The sequence below is a fragment of the Pseudomonas sp. Wu6 genome (assembly GCF_019891515.1).
GTDB classification, from domain to species: domain Bacteria; phylum Pseudomonadota; class Gammaproteobacteria; order Pseudomonadales; family Pseudomonadaceae; genus Aquipseudomonas; species Aquipseudomonas orientalis_A.
In genome coordinates this window covers 23,766-39,559 of record NZ_JAFLXH010000026.1, presented here as the reverse complement: position 1 = coordinate 39,559, position 15,794 = coordinate 23,766, and the positions used below count along the sequence as shown (strand labels likewise).

Below are 15,794 nucleotides of genomic sequence, written 5' to 3'. Positions count from 1 at the left end.
GTTAGATGGAGCGCTGGTTGACGCGCTTGGACAGCTCTTCAGCTGACTCTTTACGCTCGGAGTAGCGATCAACCAAGTAGTCCTGGCGACCCCGCAACAGCAGCGTGAACTTCATCAGCTCTTCCATCACGTCCACCAGTCGGTCGTAGTACGAGGAAGGCTTCATACGGCCTGCCTCGTCGAACTCGGTGAACGCCTTGGCCACCGAAGATTGATTTGGGATGGTGAACATGCGCATCCACCGCCCCAATACCCGTAGTTGGTTGACCACGTTGAAAGATTGCGAGCCGCCACAGACCTGCATTACTGCAAGGGTCTTTCCTTGCGTAGGTCGAACAGCACCAATCGCAAGCGGAACCCAGTCGATCTGGGCCTTGAATACTGCGCTCATGGAGCCGTGCCTTTCAGGCGAACACCACACCTGTCCTTCAGACCATTGCATGAGTTCGCGCAACTCCGCGACCTTAGGATGTGTATCCGGAGCATCGTCCGGCAGCGGCAAACCCGAGGGATCGAAGATTTTGGTATCGGCGCCAAACTCTTCCAACAAGCGTGCTGCTTCCTGAGTCACCAACCGGCTGAAAGAGCGCTCTCGCGTCGATCCATACAGAAGCAAGATTCTAGGCTTATGGAGTGACGGTGTACGCGGCTCCAGTTGTTCCAACGACGGAATATCGATCAGGTCGGCGTGTACGTTCGGCAATGTGTCTTGCATATAAACTCCTACGGCGGCGCCAGATTGGGCACCGCCTCGGTTGATCTTTAAAGCGAACCGATGCGATTCAGTTCAGCTCTCAACTGTTCAGCGCTGATGGTCTTCAGTGGCAGCGCAAGAAATGCGCTCACGCGCTCGTGAATTTTGGCCAGTGTGGTTTCAAACGCTGCGGTGATCTCGGCTTCCGACCCGCTAGCGTCAGACGGGTCGGCCAGACCCCAATGCGCCTTCAAAGCTGGCCCAAAGAAGATTGGGCATGCCTCACCCGCTGCCCGGTCACAGACAGTGATCACGATGTCTGGAGGCGAGCCTTCAAAAGCATCCGAAGCCTTGCTGCTCAAGCCCGCAGTGGAGATACCCGCCGCCTCCAGCGTTTGCAATGCCCGTTGATTCACCCGGCCACTGGGAAAGCTTCCTGAGCTGACCGCTTCTACACCCTCGGGCGCCAAGTGGTTGAAAAGCGCCTCGGACAGAATGCTGCGGCAGCTGTTGTGGGTGCACATGAACAAGACTTTCATCAGGCGATTCCTTGATTCAGAAACTGAGGCGCAGTGCCAGGGCGGACAATGTGGCGACGAGGATGGGCACGGTCAGCACGATCCCGGTCTTGAAGTAATAACCCCAACTGATCGTTATGTTTTTCCGTGCGAGCACGTGCAGCCACAACAGAGTTGCCAAGCTCCCAATTGGGGTGATCTTCGGGCCCAAGTCGCAGCCGATGATGTTGGCGTAAATCATCGCTTGCTGGACTACACCATCGACTTCAGCGGCATGAATGGATAAGGCGCCTACCAGAACGGTGGGCATGTTATTCATGATCGAAGACAGCAACGCTGTTAGCAGCCCTGTACCAAGGGACGCGCCCCAAACGCCATAACCGGCGAACACGTTCAGGATCTGTGCAATGTGGTCGGTCAGGCCGGCGTTCTTCAGACCATAAACAACCAGGTACATACCCAAAGAAAAGATCACTACCTGCCATGGCGCCTCTTTGAGTACCTTGCTTGTATTGATGGCGTGACCACGAGCCGCGATGACGTAAAGAATGAATGCACAGACTGCTGCAATGGCGCTGATTGGCACCCCCAGTGGCTCAATGACAAAGAAGCCGATCAGGAGTAGTGCCAACACCCACCAGCCAGCTACGAAAGTGGCCCGGTCGTGGATTGCCTCGTCCGGATTGTCCAGTTGGTTGAGGTCATACGTCTTTGGTAAATCCTTGCGGAAAAACCACAACAGCATGGCTAATGTCGCTGCCACGCTGACGATGTTTACCGGCACCATGATCGAAGCATATTCGTTGAAGCCGATATCGAAGTAGTCGGCAGAGACGATGTTGACCAGGTTGGAAACCACCAGCGGTAAGCTCGCCGTATCGGCGATAAAACCAGCTGCCATGACGAATGCCAAAGTGGCCGCAGGAGAAAAACGCAACGCCAGCAACATCGCGATCACAATGGGTGTGAGGATCAATGCTGCTCCGTCATTGGCGAACAGGGCCGACACCGCTGCGCCCAGCAGGACGATAAATGCGAACAGCTTGCGGGTGCTCCCGCCTCCCCATCGGGCCACATGCAGCGCAGCCCACTTGAAAAAACCTGCCTCATCAAGCAGCAGACTAATGATGATGACCGCGATGAAAGCCCCAGTGGCATTCCAGACAATGCGCCAAACCTCTGGTATGTCGGCAAGGGTAACGACACCTGCCAGCAACGCCACGATGGCACCGAACATCGCACTCCAGCCAACCCCAAGCCCCTTGGGCTGCCAGATGACAAGGACGATGGTGGCGATAAAGATCAATACGGCAATCAGCATTTCATTAATCCGGTTGGGCGTGAATCAGCTACACACGGCTTGGTTGATCGGACGGTCGTTCATGCTGCAGAGGCGCTTAGCCTCGGTTTCCAGCCATTGCTGATTGGCGTCTACCACTTCCTTCAAAACTGCAGTCACCCACGCGGGCAAATCGGGATTCAGTCGGTAGTACACCCATTGGCCTTGGCGACGATCCAACAACAAACCGGCAGAGCGCAGCAGCGCCAAATGACGAGAAATCTTCGGCTGACTTAGGTCGAGTGCTGCCGTTAGCTCGCAAACACACAGCTCACCTTCACTCACGACAAGCAGCGAAATTTTTGCTCGGGTGTCATCCGCCAGGCACTTGAATAAGGTGGTGGGGTTCATGGGTTCTGTCACAGATCCTCCAGGTGTTTGGTCTTGACCAAAACGAAGAGCTTGATGCGCTCGTGGATGTCGTGGAGCGTGTGGCGAAATACGCCAGGATCATCGCTGGTTACTGGGTCAGGAAAATCCCAGGCAATGACTTCACCTGCATTGGGCATTGGTAGGCACTCGCTTGCGGATTTATCACAAAGAGTGATTACGTAATCGAATCGATCAGCTTGAAACTCGCTGAGGGACTTGCTGCGCAGGCCCGTTGCATCGACTCCAACTGCCTCCAATGCCTGAGTCGTGCGCGGATCAACCTCAGACGGTTCAGATCCTGCGCTGAAGGCCTCGAAGCGCGGGTCGGTGTGCCGCAGCAAAGCCTCTGCAAGCAGGGAGCGGGCTGAGTTGGCAACGCACACGAAAAGCACTTTGATAGCAGGGCTCATGGTGGAACTCGATGCATATGGAAAATCGAATATACGCTTTAGCGAATATTCGGTAAAGCGAATATGATGTCTGCTGTTTGGCATGTGCCCTAACGTTCCATGCGTGTCGGCATAACGGAGATGAGAGGATGGAGGGGAAGATGATGATCCAGGCAAAGGAAATAGCCGGAGGACAGTGGCAGCGCTTTCGCGATGCGCTGAAATCTGCTGACCTTCCAGCAGACGATATTGATCTTCCAGGCCGAACCTTTTTTGAGTTCACACTGGACAGTGAGACGGTCGCATGGGGAGGATTCGAAACGCATGGTACGGACGGGTTGTTGCGTTCTCTGGTCGTAGTGTCGACATTCAGATCGAAGGGGGTCGGTGTCGCGGTGCTTCGGGTCATTGAAGCGAAAGCCGCCGAGAAGGGAATCGCTCGATTTCATTTGCTGACAACAACTGCGTCAGGCTTTTTTAAGCAGCAGGGCTATGCAGTAAATCAACGAGGCTCTGCGCCACCTCTTATTTCTCAGACGGAGCAGTTCAGGGGGCTTTGCCCTGGCTCGGCTTGCTACATGTGCAAGGCCTTATCTGCGAATGCACGAAAGTAGCTGATCACCTGGGTGATGGCCTTTGCCGCGATGCTAGTTAGATTTGCGCTGGGCGCGCCATGAGCCCTGCGAATCAGAGAATCAACTGCCGTCCTAGGGTCGACCGCTAGTGGTACGTTGCTCTGAGATACGATTTTAATGTGCCCGATTCGGCACATTAACCATCATTTCTAGGCTTAATGACCCAATTTGGGCACATTAAGCTGAGCGACGCAAAGTAACCCATAATGACGACGGCCCCTGCTGCATGCACAAATGCATCACCAGGGCTGACGACCGTTTGGCGATACTGAAAGACAGGGAATCGCAGGCATAAGAAAGGAGCGGAAATGATCTATTTTTTCATTGAAGACAGTAATGAGAAGGTGAAGATAGGTCGGGCCAAGGACATCGAGCGCCGCAGAAAAGGGCTTCAAACCGGGAATCCGAGGAAGCTCTTACTTCTGGGGTGGATTCGTACAGATGATGACGTACGGTTGGAAAAAGAGATTCATCAGCAATTCTCGCACCTACGTAGCACTGGTGAATGGTTCAGCCTGGATCCTGCGGACATTTTACCCATCCTTGAGCACTTTGGCATCGATGGGTTTGTCGGTAAGACTGAGGATTCCTTTGAGGTAACCAGCCATGATCGGGATGGTGTCCCCGAGTACCTCGGCGTATGGAACTGGGGCAACCTGGAATGGCACGAGTGCTGCCCTTTTTGCGGAAGCTTTTGCGGTATGCACTTTCAAGACGCGTCGAGTATGTACCACTGCCTGAATTGCGATGAGCTCACCACGTTCGAGTTCCTGAGTCATCAGGAGGAAGAGTGACTGGGCCGAACAGTTTCTCAGGAGATTATCGGCGGGAATGGCCCTGATGAATAATGCTGTTTAATCGCGGGCCAGAATCGGAGAGCTAAACTCGATTCTGACCCCGATTCAGCGCATCAAGCGGCTCGAGACCCAAACTCGGCAATCCATTTCTGCAGGGCTGTGACATCGGCTTCAAAGACATCCAGCTCAAGAGCGCTGCTGGGCATCTCCTCAGACTGAGCATGCTCATACACCGAGTAGCGTGTCATCAAGTCATCAATGAATACGCAGTCGTCATTTGTTACCTTGGCGACCTTGTGTAGCTTGCCTTGAGTGTTGATTGCACGTCTGAAGCGGCCTACGACGTCTGCCAGCAAAATGTACTCAATCGTCTTCTCGACGATGATCCTGAAGTCACTGCAAGCGCTCTTGGCGAGCGACTCATAAGCCTCGACTTCGGCCTTCTCCTGGTGTTTTTTCAAGCGCGTAATCGTATTGTCGATTAACCCCCTAACAGCACTTTCCGGTCTCAGGTCTCGAGCGCTTGCGGTAGCGACGATGCCTGCAGTTTTCGCCATCCTCTGTAGTGACGTGAGTGTCGGCTTGATTGAAGGCATCCCTGGAGTCTGCTCCCATTTCTTGGTAACAGCTTCTACTTGGGCTACAAGAGACAGTCGGTGGGTGAATATGATGACCTGCCTGGTCTGTGACAAAGACACGAGACGTTCGACAACCTTCTCTTCAAAGTCTTGGTCGAGTGAGGATATCGGGTCATCAAAAATGAACGGAGCTAACTGGTTTGATCCTGTCGTGTCCGCAAGGAAAGCCGCGAGTGCCGCGATCCTTGTTTCACCCTCGCTCAAGATATATTCCAAGCCATGGGAGCCGTGCGCACCCACGAGATTTAAACCAAAGGTGATCTTACCTTTGCCACCCGATTTGCTTAGTGGAGCTATTGGAATGCGGTGGCCACCGAGTAGCTTCAACTCTTCGATGAATCGAGCTTGGTAACCAGCGTCCAGTTCAGTTTTGGCCAAGTCATTTTTTTTGGTGGTCAGAGCGTTGGTGGCCGCTGAGCGTGAGGCTTTGTCTATCGCTGCGACTGCTATCAGCCTAGCCCTTTCAGCGCTAATAGAGGTTTTGTTTTGTGAGAGCCACTGCTTGGCTTGAAGGTTTTGAACTCGCTCATGCATTGCTTGACGATGCTCATCCTTCAGTAGAGACGAAAGGCTACCTTCTTCGGTAATCAAGTCTGCTGAGTTGGTTTTTACCGCTTCGTTGATGCTCTTCCAGTCGAACGGCTGCAAGGTGCCGACAGGGCTTCCCAACACGATTTGATCACGCCTCGCTTTGAGCATGCCAAGCCAAGAGATCGCATCCGTTTCCTCGAAGCCTAAGGTGGACATATGAACGATCCAGCTTGTTTCCCTTGGAAGAGTTGGTAACAGGATTTTCTGATCAGTAAAACTTTTTTCGGCCTTCTTGGCGGCTGTCTCAAGGCCGTCAGTGACGAACTTCTCAAACCCGGCCAGGCGGGCTTTGGCATCCTCATCAAGGCTTTGATGGCAAAGCACGCAGCGTGAGTCAGCTGCAACATTGGGAAACTGAGATTCTATGTAGGCCGTGCCGTTGGAGTATGCGCGTGCGTACTCCCACATATCCTGCCAGGTCGCAGAGCCAACACCGTCGAGCTCGGCTTTACCGAAAATCGCTGCCGCCGCTTCTTGGCTCGAATTCCTGGCCTTAACAGCGGCATTTTTCATGTTCTCTAGCGTACCTGCCGTCGCATCGTTCAATCCCTGTTGAAGGGTCGACATTGCTGTTTCAATACTCTTCAGCGCAGTTTTTTCTTTGTTAATGCTCAGCAGTCGGCCTGCAATGTCCTTCTCTGCGAGTAGGGCCTCCTTCTCTATGCGCTCCCGATCAAGCAGATCCGTGTACAGACATTCCTTATCAATACTCGCGGCAGTAGTCGTACTCTTCAAGCCCTGAAGCCATTTTGCTTCGGCGGTGTGACTTAGCGTTTCTGGGATGGCAGGTAACGCTTTGCTGAGTAGCGCCTTCTCTGTTGAAAGCTCTGCGCTAACAGCGTCCGCTGTGACGATCAGTGCCGATACAAACTTCATCCGACTGGGCTCATAGCATGCCTCAGTCCTGCCCATGTACTGCTGCGCGGCCTTGCTATCGAACACCTGTGCGTGCCGTAAAGCTTTGTGAGGGCCGCTTGGGACGTCCCAGTGAACATCCGCTGGCGTACCATCTATAGACACCTTGAAATGAGCACGGCAGGGCGTGGGCGTTGGATCGAAGACATTGCTGCGTATCTCGTCCTTGGAGCGTGATCCGCAGATCTCTTTCAACAGCCGCGCAAATCCGCTCTTGCCAGTTCCGTTCTGACCGTAGATCACCGAGAGATTGCTCTTGCCGAAGGGGAGGTTGGCGCCAGCCTTGATGGCATTCAGCCCATGCACATTCAGGATCTCTTCAATCCGGAGAAACGGTCTATTGGCAACCTGCGATAACGTGCCGGGGGTTACGGTCAAAAAACCTGGATCAGCTTCATCCTTGGCTTCGAGCTTGCAAAGCCTAGCTAGCGTTTTGATCTCGTCCTGGTTCAGTTGCCGCTTCGAGTCGATGATCATTCGAGCTGCGGTCTGCAACCATTTGGGGCGCGCATTCAGCCATGTCTCGAAATCATCAGCTACTGCCAGCCCAGCCTCAATCTTAGTCATGGTGTGCTCATCTCACGGAGGAATTCCTGAGCGTAGGCACTAACTGGCTTTTTGCCGTTATTTAGCCACCATGATGATTGCAAGATGTGGCTGCGAGGCATCTTAGGTGATTTACGGGGCTGAGTTGGATGCAGGATTGAAGAACAGCTGGGGCAGTGTTCAAAGTGAAGGTGGCCTGACGAGCGTCAGCATTTCTTCAGTCAAACCTTCTTGGACGTATAGTTCTGGTATCGATTCCTCACCAGGCGTCTCCATTGCAATCAAAGCTTTGGCTTGCTCGAACGCCTTGGTGATGGAAAGTCCAAAGCCGATTGCAGAGTAAAACTGCGCAGAGAAAATTCGTGCAGGTAAATCACCGACATCTCTGTTCATTCCGATGGTCGCGGGCACGTGGTGTAGACAACCTTGAGCTTGGTTGAAGGAGAAGCAGGTATTGAAGAACACCAGCTTCACACTCTCCGCACCAAGTGCCATAGCACTGACGATGGCCTCCTTGGTGACGTGTTTTTCATTTCCTTGATCGTCCTGTAGTACAAGCGTATCTGCGCTTGTTCCATGGCCACTGAAATGAACCACGGTTGGCTGCAATTCATTAATGGCTTGAAGCACATCTCGCGGTCGTACCGCCCATCTTGTGTGAAAAACCAGAACATCTCTATGTTCCGATGCACGGATCCGCTCACCGATGAGACGGGCTTCTTCATCGAGCCCAAGCTTAGTTGTGGAGTCGCTGCCAGGGTCAGCGGCGAAGAAAACTACAGTGATTTTCTCTGGGAGAGCCTTCAGGCGCTCGATTTCCAGAGCGGTTTGAGCGTGCAGATTTTCGTGCCTCGAAAGGCCTTGGCTTAGGTCGCGAAGTACACGCTCTTGCTGGACGGCTGTGCGCTTCTGCTCAGCCATAATTTTCTTTTCTTCAGTGATTCGCCTAGCGTGCGCAGTATCTTGGCGTTTGCGCTCTCGCTTCAGTTCATCCTCAAGACGCTTCTGCGCGGTGACGAGCTTCTTATGCTCATCGGCAATCTTCATTTCAATTTTACCAACTTCTGTCTCGGCTTTGGCGTGTTCACTGGCGTATTTAGTCGCTTCCCGGAGTTTAGATGTGGCGGTCGAAGTCGAAGATGTGCGCGCTGCTGCCAAGGCGTCATGATTTTTCTTACCTGCTTTTGCTGCCGCATCGATCTTCTTGGCTTTTTCGCCTTGAAGCTTGGCAATGCTTTTCTGAATATTGGCTACCTGCGTACGGTACTGATCAGCGCTCATAACAAATTCCTTTCTGCCGATGCTTCCATATCGCTACTATACCGCGATTAGGTTCGAGGGTGATTGTGCCTATGGGCCGCTCAGCATGGGACTTACGCTTCGATGAATGAAACGATTTCGTACCTGAAAGATAGGTTCAAAGAGGAGCAAGCTCGTTTCGATCAGGTGGAGAATAAGAGTGCTAAATTTTTCACAGCTGTGTCAGTCCTGGTTGCAGGACTTAGCGCCTTAGCGGCAATGAAAAATGGGGTTATCTTCCAGATCCAAACGCCGCTGGCCTTGGGGGCGCTGGTTGCTTTTGTGGTGGCAGCGTTCGCTATAGCCTGCGCTTGGGGGCACGCTCTCAGTGCACTTAGCATTAAAGCCTACCCGAGTCTCCCCTCAAGTCGTGAAACCGCAGAATATTTGAAGGCGGTAGATGATGACGCTCAGAAAACACATATCTATAACTGTTATGTCGACACGCTTGAGATCCTCAAAGCGGCTATCGACGAGAAGTCAAAACCTCTAGGTTTGGCCTACCAGGAAATCACTATCGGGGCGGGAGCATTTGCCGTACTCGCCGTACTTACCATTGTCAGGGAGTTGATCGCATGACGGATGAGAAAAAACCACAAAGTAGCGAGCAAAAAACGCCAACCCCTCCACCCACCACTGAGTACCAACGGCGCGATAAGGAGTCGCCTTTGAGCCAGCAGGAGCGAGATAAACGCCGATAACTTCAGTGCGTAGCAGGCATCAAGGGTCGCGTTTCTAACGCCTCCCTTGGCCGGGACACGCGTAATCGCTTAGTAGTCGCCCGAACATGGCGGGCCGGCTGAGAAAGGTCATTAGCAGGCGGCCAGCTTGGGCATAGTCGTGATATCGGTTGCTTGGTGGGCAATATCGAGTAATCGAGACCAGGCCGTGTTGTGTCAGGCAGGGTGAGTGCTGGTCGGCCACAGTGGGTAGTAAGCTTTACCAGCTCTATACGAGGTAGAGCCCGCGTAGAAGCGGGCTCTAGATGCAGTCACCGTGGGCCTGCCCAAGCTGGGCATGTAGGAGCCTGACCAGCTTGAGCACTTTCGGCTATGCGAGGTTAGCGAATCCGCTCCCCACCCATACCGGCGTGATAACGATTAGCGCTCGCCCAAGCCGAATGGAAGCAGGGGTTGATGGAGATGACGGCCCGATCAAGCTTTTCATACTCAATCTGGGTGCCGGCTAATAGGTACTCGCCGCCGTGATAGGCCTTACCATCTGGCCCTTTGGGTGACATCACTACCCCGCAGCTAACGCGCCACTTATCGCGGGAAGTCCAGATGTCGGTGACGTCGTCGACATCATCGATCTCGACAAACTCACATGGCGCGTTGACCTTCTCATGGGCGGCACGGACTTCGTCGTTTCGGTGTAGCTCGGCTAGGAAGAACGCTGGGACGTGAGGATCCAGATGGTCGTCAAGGAAGGCGCCATCGACCGCGTAGACCGGTGCAGAAATCTCCTGCCGGATGTTCTCGATCAAAAGGCCCACGTAGCGCCGAGCGGCGGCGACAGGCTTTTCGTTCTCTTCGAGAAAGACCGCCGCTTTACGCACAGCGGCCCTTTCATTTACGAGAATGGCAGCGTCGGGACGGGCTATCGCCTGCTGGATATTGGCAAGACGTTGGGAGAGGTGGCGTCGTGTTTCGTACCCCAGGAGCGGGGCAGTAAGTTCAGAAAGCTGGGCTCGCGAAAGCGCATCTAGGCCGATTTCTTTGGCTTGGATGTGGGTGTGGTAAACAGCAGAAGCAAGGAAGCTGGACATGGGCGTAACCTCAGAGTGATTGGTCGGGACACTTTTCAATGGCAACGATTTCCCGCATCAACACAGAGGTCGGTAGCAGAGGGGGTGTAGCGTTTTATGCCTTTTTTGAGTCGTTGCGTCTGAGGCGGGCGCCTGTCAATCAGGCACAATATTACATCGCTGGAGGCAGTTGTCCAGGCCCTTTGACGACTGATCGTCTGTCACGAGTCCTCAGGGGACATAGAGGAACACCAAGGGCAGCTCTGCCTAGGATTGCAACCCGACTACTACTCTCTACTTGGACGTCTCACTTCCAGGCGGCGAGTGTTGGGTCTATCCACCTGGCAGAGGGGCCCTATCTGCGCGATTTCGAGAAGTTCGTGGTGGTCTGGCACCAAGAGCTTGAGCACCTAAAGGCCCATCGGGCAAACCGATCCGGAAGATCGCGATGAAGAGAACGCTTCTGGGCATGGCCGAGGCCGGCGAGCCGCTCTTGCAGCAGGCCCTCCAGGCCATCCGAGCTCATCAGAAGGCGGTAGATGAAGGGCGAGCAGCCGAAGAGATCGAACGACTCCGTCTCGAAGCGGATCACCTGTATCAAACCGTCATCACTACCAGTTGCACGCACTGGGTAGGCTGGGTCAAACCCAGCATTGATAGTCCGCCTGAGTGGTTGGGCCTTGCCGAGCGATGAGACCGTATTGCCACCAAGTCCTGACTGCCCGGGGAAAGGGGGATCAGGTAGCAAACAAAGTCTTAACTCCATCCTTCAAGAATGACCAGTTGCTGATAACCAGCGAGATAGCTGTGGAAATCAGGATGCTGAGGATGGCCCACTTCACCGTAGCCTTAACCCCTGACTTGCCCTCCTCTTGGACAGGTCGAATGATATTTTTATAGATGTGCTCATAACCCTCTGACACCACGCGGATGCTATCGAAATGGCTCTGAATCTCGCGCAGTGGGCCGGATAACGGCTTAAGGAGTTCGTTTGATGCTACGTGTTTGTTGACCTCATCGATCTGACGCTTCGTGTCGCTGATTCGATTGGTCAGGGCGCTAGGATTGAAGGTCAGAATGTCGGTGATGCGCTGATCCAGGGCGACGTATTCCGTTTCAATCTTCTCAGCCAATGCTGCGACGTAGTGATGAGTACCGTCGTCGACGACGCATATGATGATTGGCTTGAAGCCATCCTCACCAATATCCGAGTAGTCGACCACACCAGCCTGATCGAGCTTGTAAAGCAGATACTCCAGAGCATTCCAGTTACCTACAAGGCTACCCAGAGCAGCCGTGACGTCGGGATTGTCGAAGTCAACGCCCCCTTTTTCGTCCGCATGGCGGATAAGACAGAGCAGAATTCTGAGCTCTTGCAACGGTGTGATTTGGTCATCAATTGTTGTTGTCATGTAAACCGGTGTACTCAGCTTGCAGAGATGATGGCCTGAACCTCTTAGGGCTTTCTCTGATCAATGTGAACACAGCGAACAGAAAGCGCTCAGGCGCCAGGCCGGGTTTATCGCACACCCCGGGTAAAACGCCTAGATGGCTTGGCCTCATCCAACGGGCAGAACCGATATATTCAGAACGGAACCGCCTAAACAAAGGTCACCATCCTTTTTTGGTCACAAGCGCAAGCGGAGCGCGCCGGCCCATGATGGGCCAAAGGCGAGAGGATGGAAGCCCGATCGGGTCGTAACCTGGCGAAGCCAGGGTGCGGTTCACGACAGCCGTCCTCGTAGGGGCGAGCCACCAAGTTTGCGGGTTCAAGAATTCCCTGAAAGCTCCGCCACGCTTGGCTTACAGCGTGAAAGTCTCGAAGGTTTTGCGGATTTCTTTGTGGATTTTACTTAAGCTACTCACCGTGTGCATGTCGTGGGACTTCAGCCGGCACTAGCTTGCAGGCCGGTTTGCCGTTCTTGGTGATCACGAGCGAGTGCCCCTCCTGCAGAAGCTTCATGATCCTCCGGAAACGCAGCCTTGCCTGCGTTGCGCTGATGACTTGCATGCTGAAGTCTCCCATGGCGAAGAAGGTATGGACGGAGTTGAAGGCGGCCAGCATCCGCAGCCAGCCATCCCAGTTCACTCACATTTCAGGATGGAAGTCGTCGAAGGAATTGACGTCCACCTCGAACTCCAAGGTGCCGAACCGGGCCAACAGATCTGCTCGCAGAGCTCCCTCGGCATACGGCTCAACGTCCACCCAATAGTTGTGGATCATCCCGTCATCCGAGGTGTGCCCCCTAACTTCCGCGTCTGCCAGAAGCTCCGCATCCTCTAGGGATATCTCAAGGCCACTGGCCAGCGCTTGCGCCATGCTAATGCTGGGACGGTGCTCCCCGCTTTCAGCGGCCTGTTGGTGCGCCCTGTCCTCCCATTCAGTCCTGCGATCACGGTCTGCATCCGTTTCGCTAGTGATGATGCAAACACCGTCCTCACCGAGCGACCACCTGCCATTCCGCCGAATCAGATTAACATCCGCCTTAAGGAAAAAAACCCTACCGTAGTAGACACGGCCAGGATCCTGCTGCCCTTCCCAGTCGATGGACATGCCCAACCTGAGTGCGCCAGTCGCATCGTCATAGGCGACTGAGTCCACCTCGCTATCACCGATGGCGAACTCACTGGCGTTGGTCTCGTCCATGGCGCTGGAAAGCAGGTGCTCAAGCTCTTGATCCAGCTCGGAGAACACATCGTCCTCGTGGATCGCGTCCTTGAAGTCACGCACGCCAAAGGCGGCGAGCATCAAACGAGCATCCGCAGGGGTTCGCTGGGCCACAACGACGAGCTCGTGGTACTCCTCGAACCCTGCCTGGCGCGCAAGCGCTTCTTGGGCAGCAGAAAGCTTCATGTCGTGAAGGCGACCATGCTGCTTGGCTTGCGATTTGAAAATGCTGAGAGGGGAAAAATCAGACAAAGCAATGTCTCCAAAACCATCAACGCTTTGGTTACCGATTGCCTGTTCACCGGGCAGCGTCTGGGTAGGGACATACCGAGGTAAAACGTGGGGTGCATCTACGATGGGCTATTGCTTCGCGAAACAGGCGCCAGGCGACCATCACCGCCTAGTGAGATCATAGGTCAACGAGCCCAACTCGACAACTCGATAGATGCTCAATTTCCTAAGTGGCATTAATACGAGCGACACTTAAATTTTGACGCTTTATATAGTCAAAAATACGACTTAGACGAAAAACAACTCTTGCAACAAATAACAGTTGTCGCCGGTTTGTTTATTCTGATAAATACTGAATCTGTTGGGTGCTACCACCCAAGTGCTCTTTAAATATGACTGAAATTTGGGCTTGCGGTTTTTGACCGGGAAACTGGTCGCCTTGGTGTTCGCCTTGGCTTTCTTCGCCGCACAGGTTGATGCTGCCCATCGCTCCTCAGTGCTTAGCGCCTAGGGCAATCCCAAAGGTGATCCAAGGGTTTGTCTCTGATCGTTTGATGCGTTGAGGCGAAATGTGATGCGGCGGTAATGCGGCGGACGGCTTATCAAGGGACTTGATAAGCAGAACTGTGGTTTGTAGTGGCATCTTCAGCGTTCCTTTCGGCCCGGAATGCTTGGCGGCGGGGCAATTTCGCCTGTCGTTGGGAACATCAGTCATGGTTAATTTAAAGAACCTAGCGCGCCGCAAGGCGCGTCAGTCTATGCACAACAATGAAGATGCTCGTGTCATCGAGATAGCTCCATCTCAAGAACCTAAAGCGGGTCGGATTGCGTGGGTAAAGGCGAAGGCAGTAACCCTGCTCAAGTGGATCGCACGTATTCGTCTATGCATCTGGTTATGGGAAAAGGCTGTTGAGGGCTGGGATTTTGTCGAGACAGTGGTGATTCCATTTATTGAGAATCTCCCATGACACAACAAACCACATCATTCGAATTCAGAGGGGCCGGTTCTTCGGGGCCGGCCCATCAACGGAAGCTTGGACATGGATGCTCCGTTCTATCCTCATAGCCCTATCCACAGCATCAGCGCCTTAGCACGTGCTCTCGGAGAGCCTGTCGAGAGGCTAATCGCACTTGCTCATCGTAGCTCTCGCCTTTATCGATATGTCCCGCAAACAAAAAAAGACGGCATAACACCCAGACATACCTATGACGCTCATGAGCCTCTGAAGACGATCCAGCGCAAGATCGTGGATCGGATCCTCAGCAAGGTTTCGTTCCCTGGATACCTGCACGGCGGTATCAGAGATCCCAAGCTACCCCGCAGCATTTACTCGAACGCTCGGGTTCATACCGGCGCCAAGACAGTCATCCTTCAGGACATCGCTGATTTCTTCCCGTCAATTACAAACGAGCACATTCATCGCTTGTTCGTGGGTCTCTTCCGTTTCTCCGCAGATGTAGCCACTCTGCTTGCGGATCTAGTTACTCGTGAGGGCCAGGTTCCACAAGGGGCGAGTACAAGTAGCTACTTGGCCAACCTAGTGTTTTGGGATATCGAGCCGGCGCTCGTCACTCGCTTTAAAGCTCAGGGACTGGCGTATTCGCGCTTCGCAGATGACATCACTGTTTCTTGCAAAACTCGTATTGATCAAGCTACTACCACCCAAGTTGTTGCCTCTGTCACATGGATGCTCGGTCAGAAAGGCTGCCTGCAGAAGCGAAGCAAGCTGCATGTTCGTAAGCGCGGGCAAGCACTGATTACTGGCGATAAAGCTGACGCCGTCACCGTGACCGGATTAGTGGTGAGCGGGCCAATAACAGGGCTTCCCAAAAAACACCGATTGGCTATCCGCGCCGCCGTGAAACAGCTGGAGGATCGCGTCGAGGGTAATTCAGGTCATCTGTCCGCTGATGATGAAAAGGAGATGCGTCGAGTAATGGGACGCATAGGCAGGTTGATCGCTTGTGGGCATCCAGAGGGGCAGCGCTTGAAGGCTCGCGTTCGAGTATTACTGACGCGTGCGCCACTTTTGGAGCGATATGCAGGTGCCGAGTTTCAGCGACAGATGGTTAGGGAAGTCTCCGCAGATCTGAGCTTAATTCCGGCCAGCAAATTGCAAATTGAGCTGCCGGTGGATCTGCCGTGGGAAGCGGGCTAGCAAAAGCCGCGCAGCCAGGATGAGAGTGAAGGATTGGAAGTGGCTGCTGTACGCCTAGTCACTGGTCTGCTGCCGCCTGCTGCACACTATCTCTGAGTCCTCAAGCGCTTGAAGGGCAGGCATCTTCCAACAATTGCAAGGATAGCGCTGTGGCGGCTCGATTCGATTTCCCAAGGTAGCGCTTGAGGGCTTGCTTGATTTTGACGGTGGTAAAGCCGGGACGGATCTTGGCTTTGAGTGCTCCGGGGGAGTAACT

Annotated in this window: 17 protein-coding genes and 1 pseudogene; 6 read left to right on the top strand and 12 right to left on the bottom strand. The window is 53.8% G+C overall.

Features of this window, described 5'->3' with window-relative positions; all coding sequences use genetic code 11:
* Position 1: 1 nt before the first annotated feature.
* The 5 genes from arsH to J1G34_RS18145 are packed head-to-tail and all read right to left on the bottom strand — an operon-like array spanning position 2 to position 3,333.
* Positions 2-715: an arsenical resistance protein ArsH gene (gene arsH / locus J1G34_RS18165; protein WP_159936669.1), complete on the bottom strand. Its 714-nt coding sequence runs from the start codon at positions 713-715 to the stop codon at positions 2-4.
* A 47-nt stretch (positions 716-762) separates the two neighbouring features.
* Positions 763-1,233 (bottom strand): arsenate reductase ArsC, encoded by a 471-nt coding sequence (locus J1G34_RS18160; RefSeq protein ID WP_159936668.1) that lies wholly within the window; start codon positions 1,231-1,233, stop codon positions 763-765.
* 16 nt (positions 1,234-1,249) lie between these two features.
* Positions 1,250-2,533 (bottom strand): arsenic transporter, encoded by a 1,284-nt coding sequence (locus J1G34_RS18155; RefSeq protein WP_093466108.1) that lies wholly within the window; start codon positions 2,531-2,533, stop codon positions 1,250-1,252.
* Positions 2,534-2,557: 24 nt separating this feature from the next.
* Positions 2,558-2,902 (bottom strand): metalloregulator ArsR/SmtB family transcription factor, encoded by a 345-nt coding sequence (locus J1G34_RS18150; protein ID WP_174244831.1) that lies wholly within the window; start codon positions 2,900-2,902, stop codon positions 2,558-2,560.
* Positions 2,903-2,910: 8 nt separating this feature from the next.
* The gene (locus J1G34_RS18145) at positions 2,911-3,333 is read right to left on the bottom strand and encodes an arsenate reductase ArsC (RefSeq protein WP_159936666.1); all 423 of its coding nucleotides are present in this window, start codon (positions 3,331-3,333) and stop codon (positions 2,911-2,913) included.
* A 140-nt stretch (positions 3,334-3,473) separates the two neighbouring features.
* On the opposite strand from J1G34_RS18145, the gene arsN2 reads away from it, so the two are divergent.
* A complete protein-coding gene (gene arsN2, locus J1G34_RS18140) occupies positions 3,474-3,926 on the top strand; it encodes an arsenic resistance N-acetyltransferase ArsN2 (RefSeq protein ID WP_238785911.1) in 453 nt (150 codons plus the stop codon).
* A 329-nt stretch (positions 3,927-4,255) separates the two neighbouring features.
* Positions 4,256-4,741: a GIY-YIG nuclease family protein gene (locus J1G34_RS18135; protein ID WP_177117317.1), complete on the top strand. Its 486-nt coding sequence runs from the start codon at positions 4,256-4,258 to the stop codon at positions 4,739-4,741.
* A gap of 116 nt (positions 4,742-4,857) precedes the next feature.
* Here the strand turns inward: J1G34_RS18135 and J1G34_RS18130 are convergent, their stop codons facing one another.
* Complete coding sequence (locus J1G34_RS18130; protein WP_222994440.1) at positions 4,858-7,455, bottom strand: AAA family ATPase; 2,598 nt, start codon at positions 7,453-7,455, stop codon at positions 4,858-4,860.
* 159 nt (positions 7,456-7,614) lie between these two features.
* A complete protein-coding gene (locus J1G34_RS18125; protein ID WP_177117315.1) occupies positions 7,615-8,715 on the bottom strand; it encodes a CHAT domain-containing protein in 1,101 nt (366 codons plus the stop codon).
* Between the two features lie 102 nt (positions 8,716-8,817).
* On the opposite strand from J1G34_RS18125, the gene J1G34_RS18120 reads away from it, so the two are divergent.
* Positions 8,818-9,312: a hypothetical protein gene (locus J1G34_RS18120; RefSeq protein ID WP_070994327.1), complete on the top strand. Its 495-nt coding sequence runs from the start codon at positions 8,818-8,820 to the stop codon at positions 9,310-9,312.
* A gap of 481 nt (positions 9,313-9,793) precedes the next feature.
* Here J1G34_RS18120 and J1G34_RS18115 read toward each other — a convergent pair whose 3' ends face one another.
* Positions 9,794-10,501 (bottom strand): hypothetical protein, encoded by a 708-nt coding sequence (locus tag J1G34_RS18115; protein WP_222994439.1) that lies wholly within the window; start codon positions 10,499-10,501, stop codon positions 9,794-9,796.
* Between the two features lie 427 nt (positions 10,502-10,928).
* Here J1G34_RS18115 and J1G34_RS18110 point away from each other — a divergent pair.
* Positions 10,929-11,137: pseudogene (locus J1G34_RS18110) on the top strand (hypothetical protein).
* Positions 11,138-11,217: 80 nt separating this feature from the next.
* Here J1G34_RS18110 and J1G34_RS18105 read toward each other — a convergent pair.
* The 4 genes from J1G34_RS18105 to J1G34_RS18090 form a co-directional block, all read right to left on the bottom strand.
* The gene (locus J1G34_RS18105; protein WP_159936663.1) at positions 11,218-11,892 is read right to left on the bottom strand and encodes a hypothetical protein; all 675 of its coding nucleotides are present in this window, start codon (positions 11,890-11,892) and stop codon (positions 11,218-11,220) included.
* Positions 11,893-12,338: 446 nt separating this feature from the next.
* Entirely contained in the window at positions 12,339-12,491 is a 153-nt protein-coding gene (locus J1G34_RS27695; protein ID WP_371317084.1) for a type II toxin-antitoxin system Phd/YefM family antitoxin, read from the bottom strand.
* Between the two features lie 78 nt (positions 12,492-12,569).
* The gene (locus J1G34_RS18095) at positions 12,570-13,400 is read right to left on the bottom strand and encodes a hypothetical protein (protein ID WP_159936661.1); all 831 of its coding nucleotides are present in this window, start codon (positions 13,398-13,400) and stop codon (positions 12,570-12,572) included.
* Between the two features lie 316 nt (positions 13,401-13,716).
* On the bottom strand, positions 13,717-13,866 hold the full coding sequence (locus J1G34_RS18090) for a hypothetical protein (protein WP_174244830.1): 150 nt from the start codon (positions 13,864-13,866) through the stop codon (positions 13,717-13,719).
* A 226-nt stretch (positions 13,867-14,092) separates the two neighbouring features.
* Here J1G34_RS18090 and J1G34_RS18085 point away from each other — a divergent pair, with 226 nt between their 5' ends.
* Complete coding sequence (locus tag J1G34_RS18085; RefSeq protein WP_159936660.1) at positions 14,093-14,347, top strand: hypothetical protein; 255 nt, start codon at positions 14,093-14,095, stop codon at positions 14,345-14,347.
* A 72-nt stretch (positions 14,348-14,419) separates the two neighbouring features.
* Positions 14,420-15,538: a reverse transcriptase family protein gene (locus J1G34_RS18080; RefSeq protein ID WP_159936659.1), complete on the top strand. Its 1,119-nt coding sequence runs from the start codon at positions 14,420-14,422 to the stop codon at positions 15,536-15,538.
* Positions 15,539-15,794: the final 256 nt, after the last annotated feature.

Excerpts from the sequence above, each read along its gene's own strand:
- arsH (WP_159936669.1), bottom strand. The coding sequence starts at position 715 with ATGCAAGACACATTGCCGAACGTACACGCCGACCTGATCGATATTCCG.
- J1G34_RS18160 (WP_159936668.1), bottom strand. The coding sequence starts at position 1,233 with ATGAAAGTCTTGTTCATGTGCACCCACAACAGCTGCCGCAGCATTCTG.
- J1G34_RS18155 (WP_093466108.1), bottom strand. The coding sequence starts at position 2,533 with ATGCTGATTGCCGTATTGATCTTTATCGCCACCATCGTCCTTGTCATC.
- J1G34_RS18150 (WP_174244831.1), bottom strand. The coding sequence starts at position 2,902 with ATGAACCCCACCACCTTATTCAAGTGCCTGGCGGATGACACCCGAGCA.
- J1G34_RS18145 (WP_159936666.1), bottom strand. The coding sequence starts at position 3,333 with ATGAGCCCTGCTATCAAAGTGCTTTTCGTGTGCGTTGCCAACTCAGCC.
- arsN2 (WP_238785911.1), top strand. The coding sequence starts at position 3,474 with ATGATGATCCAGGCAAAGGAAATAGCCGGAGGACAGTGGCAGCGCTTT.
- J1G34_RS18135 (WP_177117317.1), top strand. The coding sequence starts at position 4,256 with ATGATCTATTTTTTCATTGAAGACAGTAATGAGAAGGTGAAGATAGGT.
- J1G34_RS18130 (WP_222994440.1), bottom strand. The coding sequence starts at position 7,455 with ATGACTAAGATTGAGGCTGGGCTGGCAGTAGCTGATGATTTCGAGACA.
- J1G34_RS18125 (WP_177117315.1), bottom strand. The coding sequence starts at position 8,715 with ATGAGCGCTGATCAGTACCGTACGCAGGTAGCCAATATTCAGAAAAGC.
- J1G34_RS18120 (WP_070994327.1), top strand. The coding sequence starts at position 8,818 with ATGAATGAAACGATTTCGTACCTGAAAGATAGGTTCAAAGAGGAGCAA.
- J1G34_RS18115 (WP_222994439.1), bottom strand. The coding sequence starts at position 10,501 with ATGTCCAGCTTCCTTGCTTCTGCTGTTTACCACACCCACATCCAAGCC.
- J1G34_RS18105 (WP_159936663.1), bottom strand. The coding sequence starts at position 11,892 with ATGACAACAACAATTGATGACCAAATCACACCGTTGCAAGAGCTCAGA.
- J1G34_RS27695 (WP_371317084.1), bottom strand. The coding sequence starts at position 12,491 with ATGCAAGTCATCAGCGCAACGCAGGCAAGGCTGCGTTTCCGGAGGATC.
- J1G34_RS18090 (WP_174244830.1), bottom strand. The coding sequence starts at position 13,866 with ATGGGCAGCATCAACCTGTGCGGCGAAGAAAGCCAAGGCGAACACCAA.
- J1G34_RS18085 (WP_159936660.1), top strand. The coding sequence starts at position 14,093 with ATGGTTAATTTAAAGAACCTAGCGCGCCGCAAGGCGCGTCAGTCTATG.
- J1G34_RS18080 (WP_159936659.1), top strand. The coding sequence starts at position 14,420 with ATGGATGCTCCGTTCTATCCTCATAGCCCTATCCACAGCATCAGCGCC.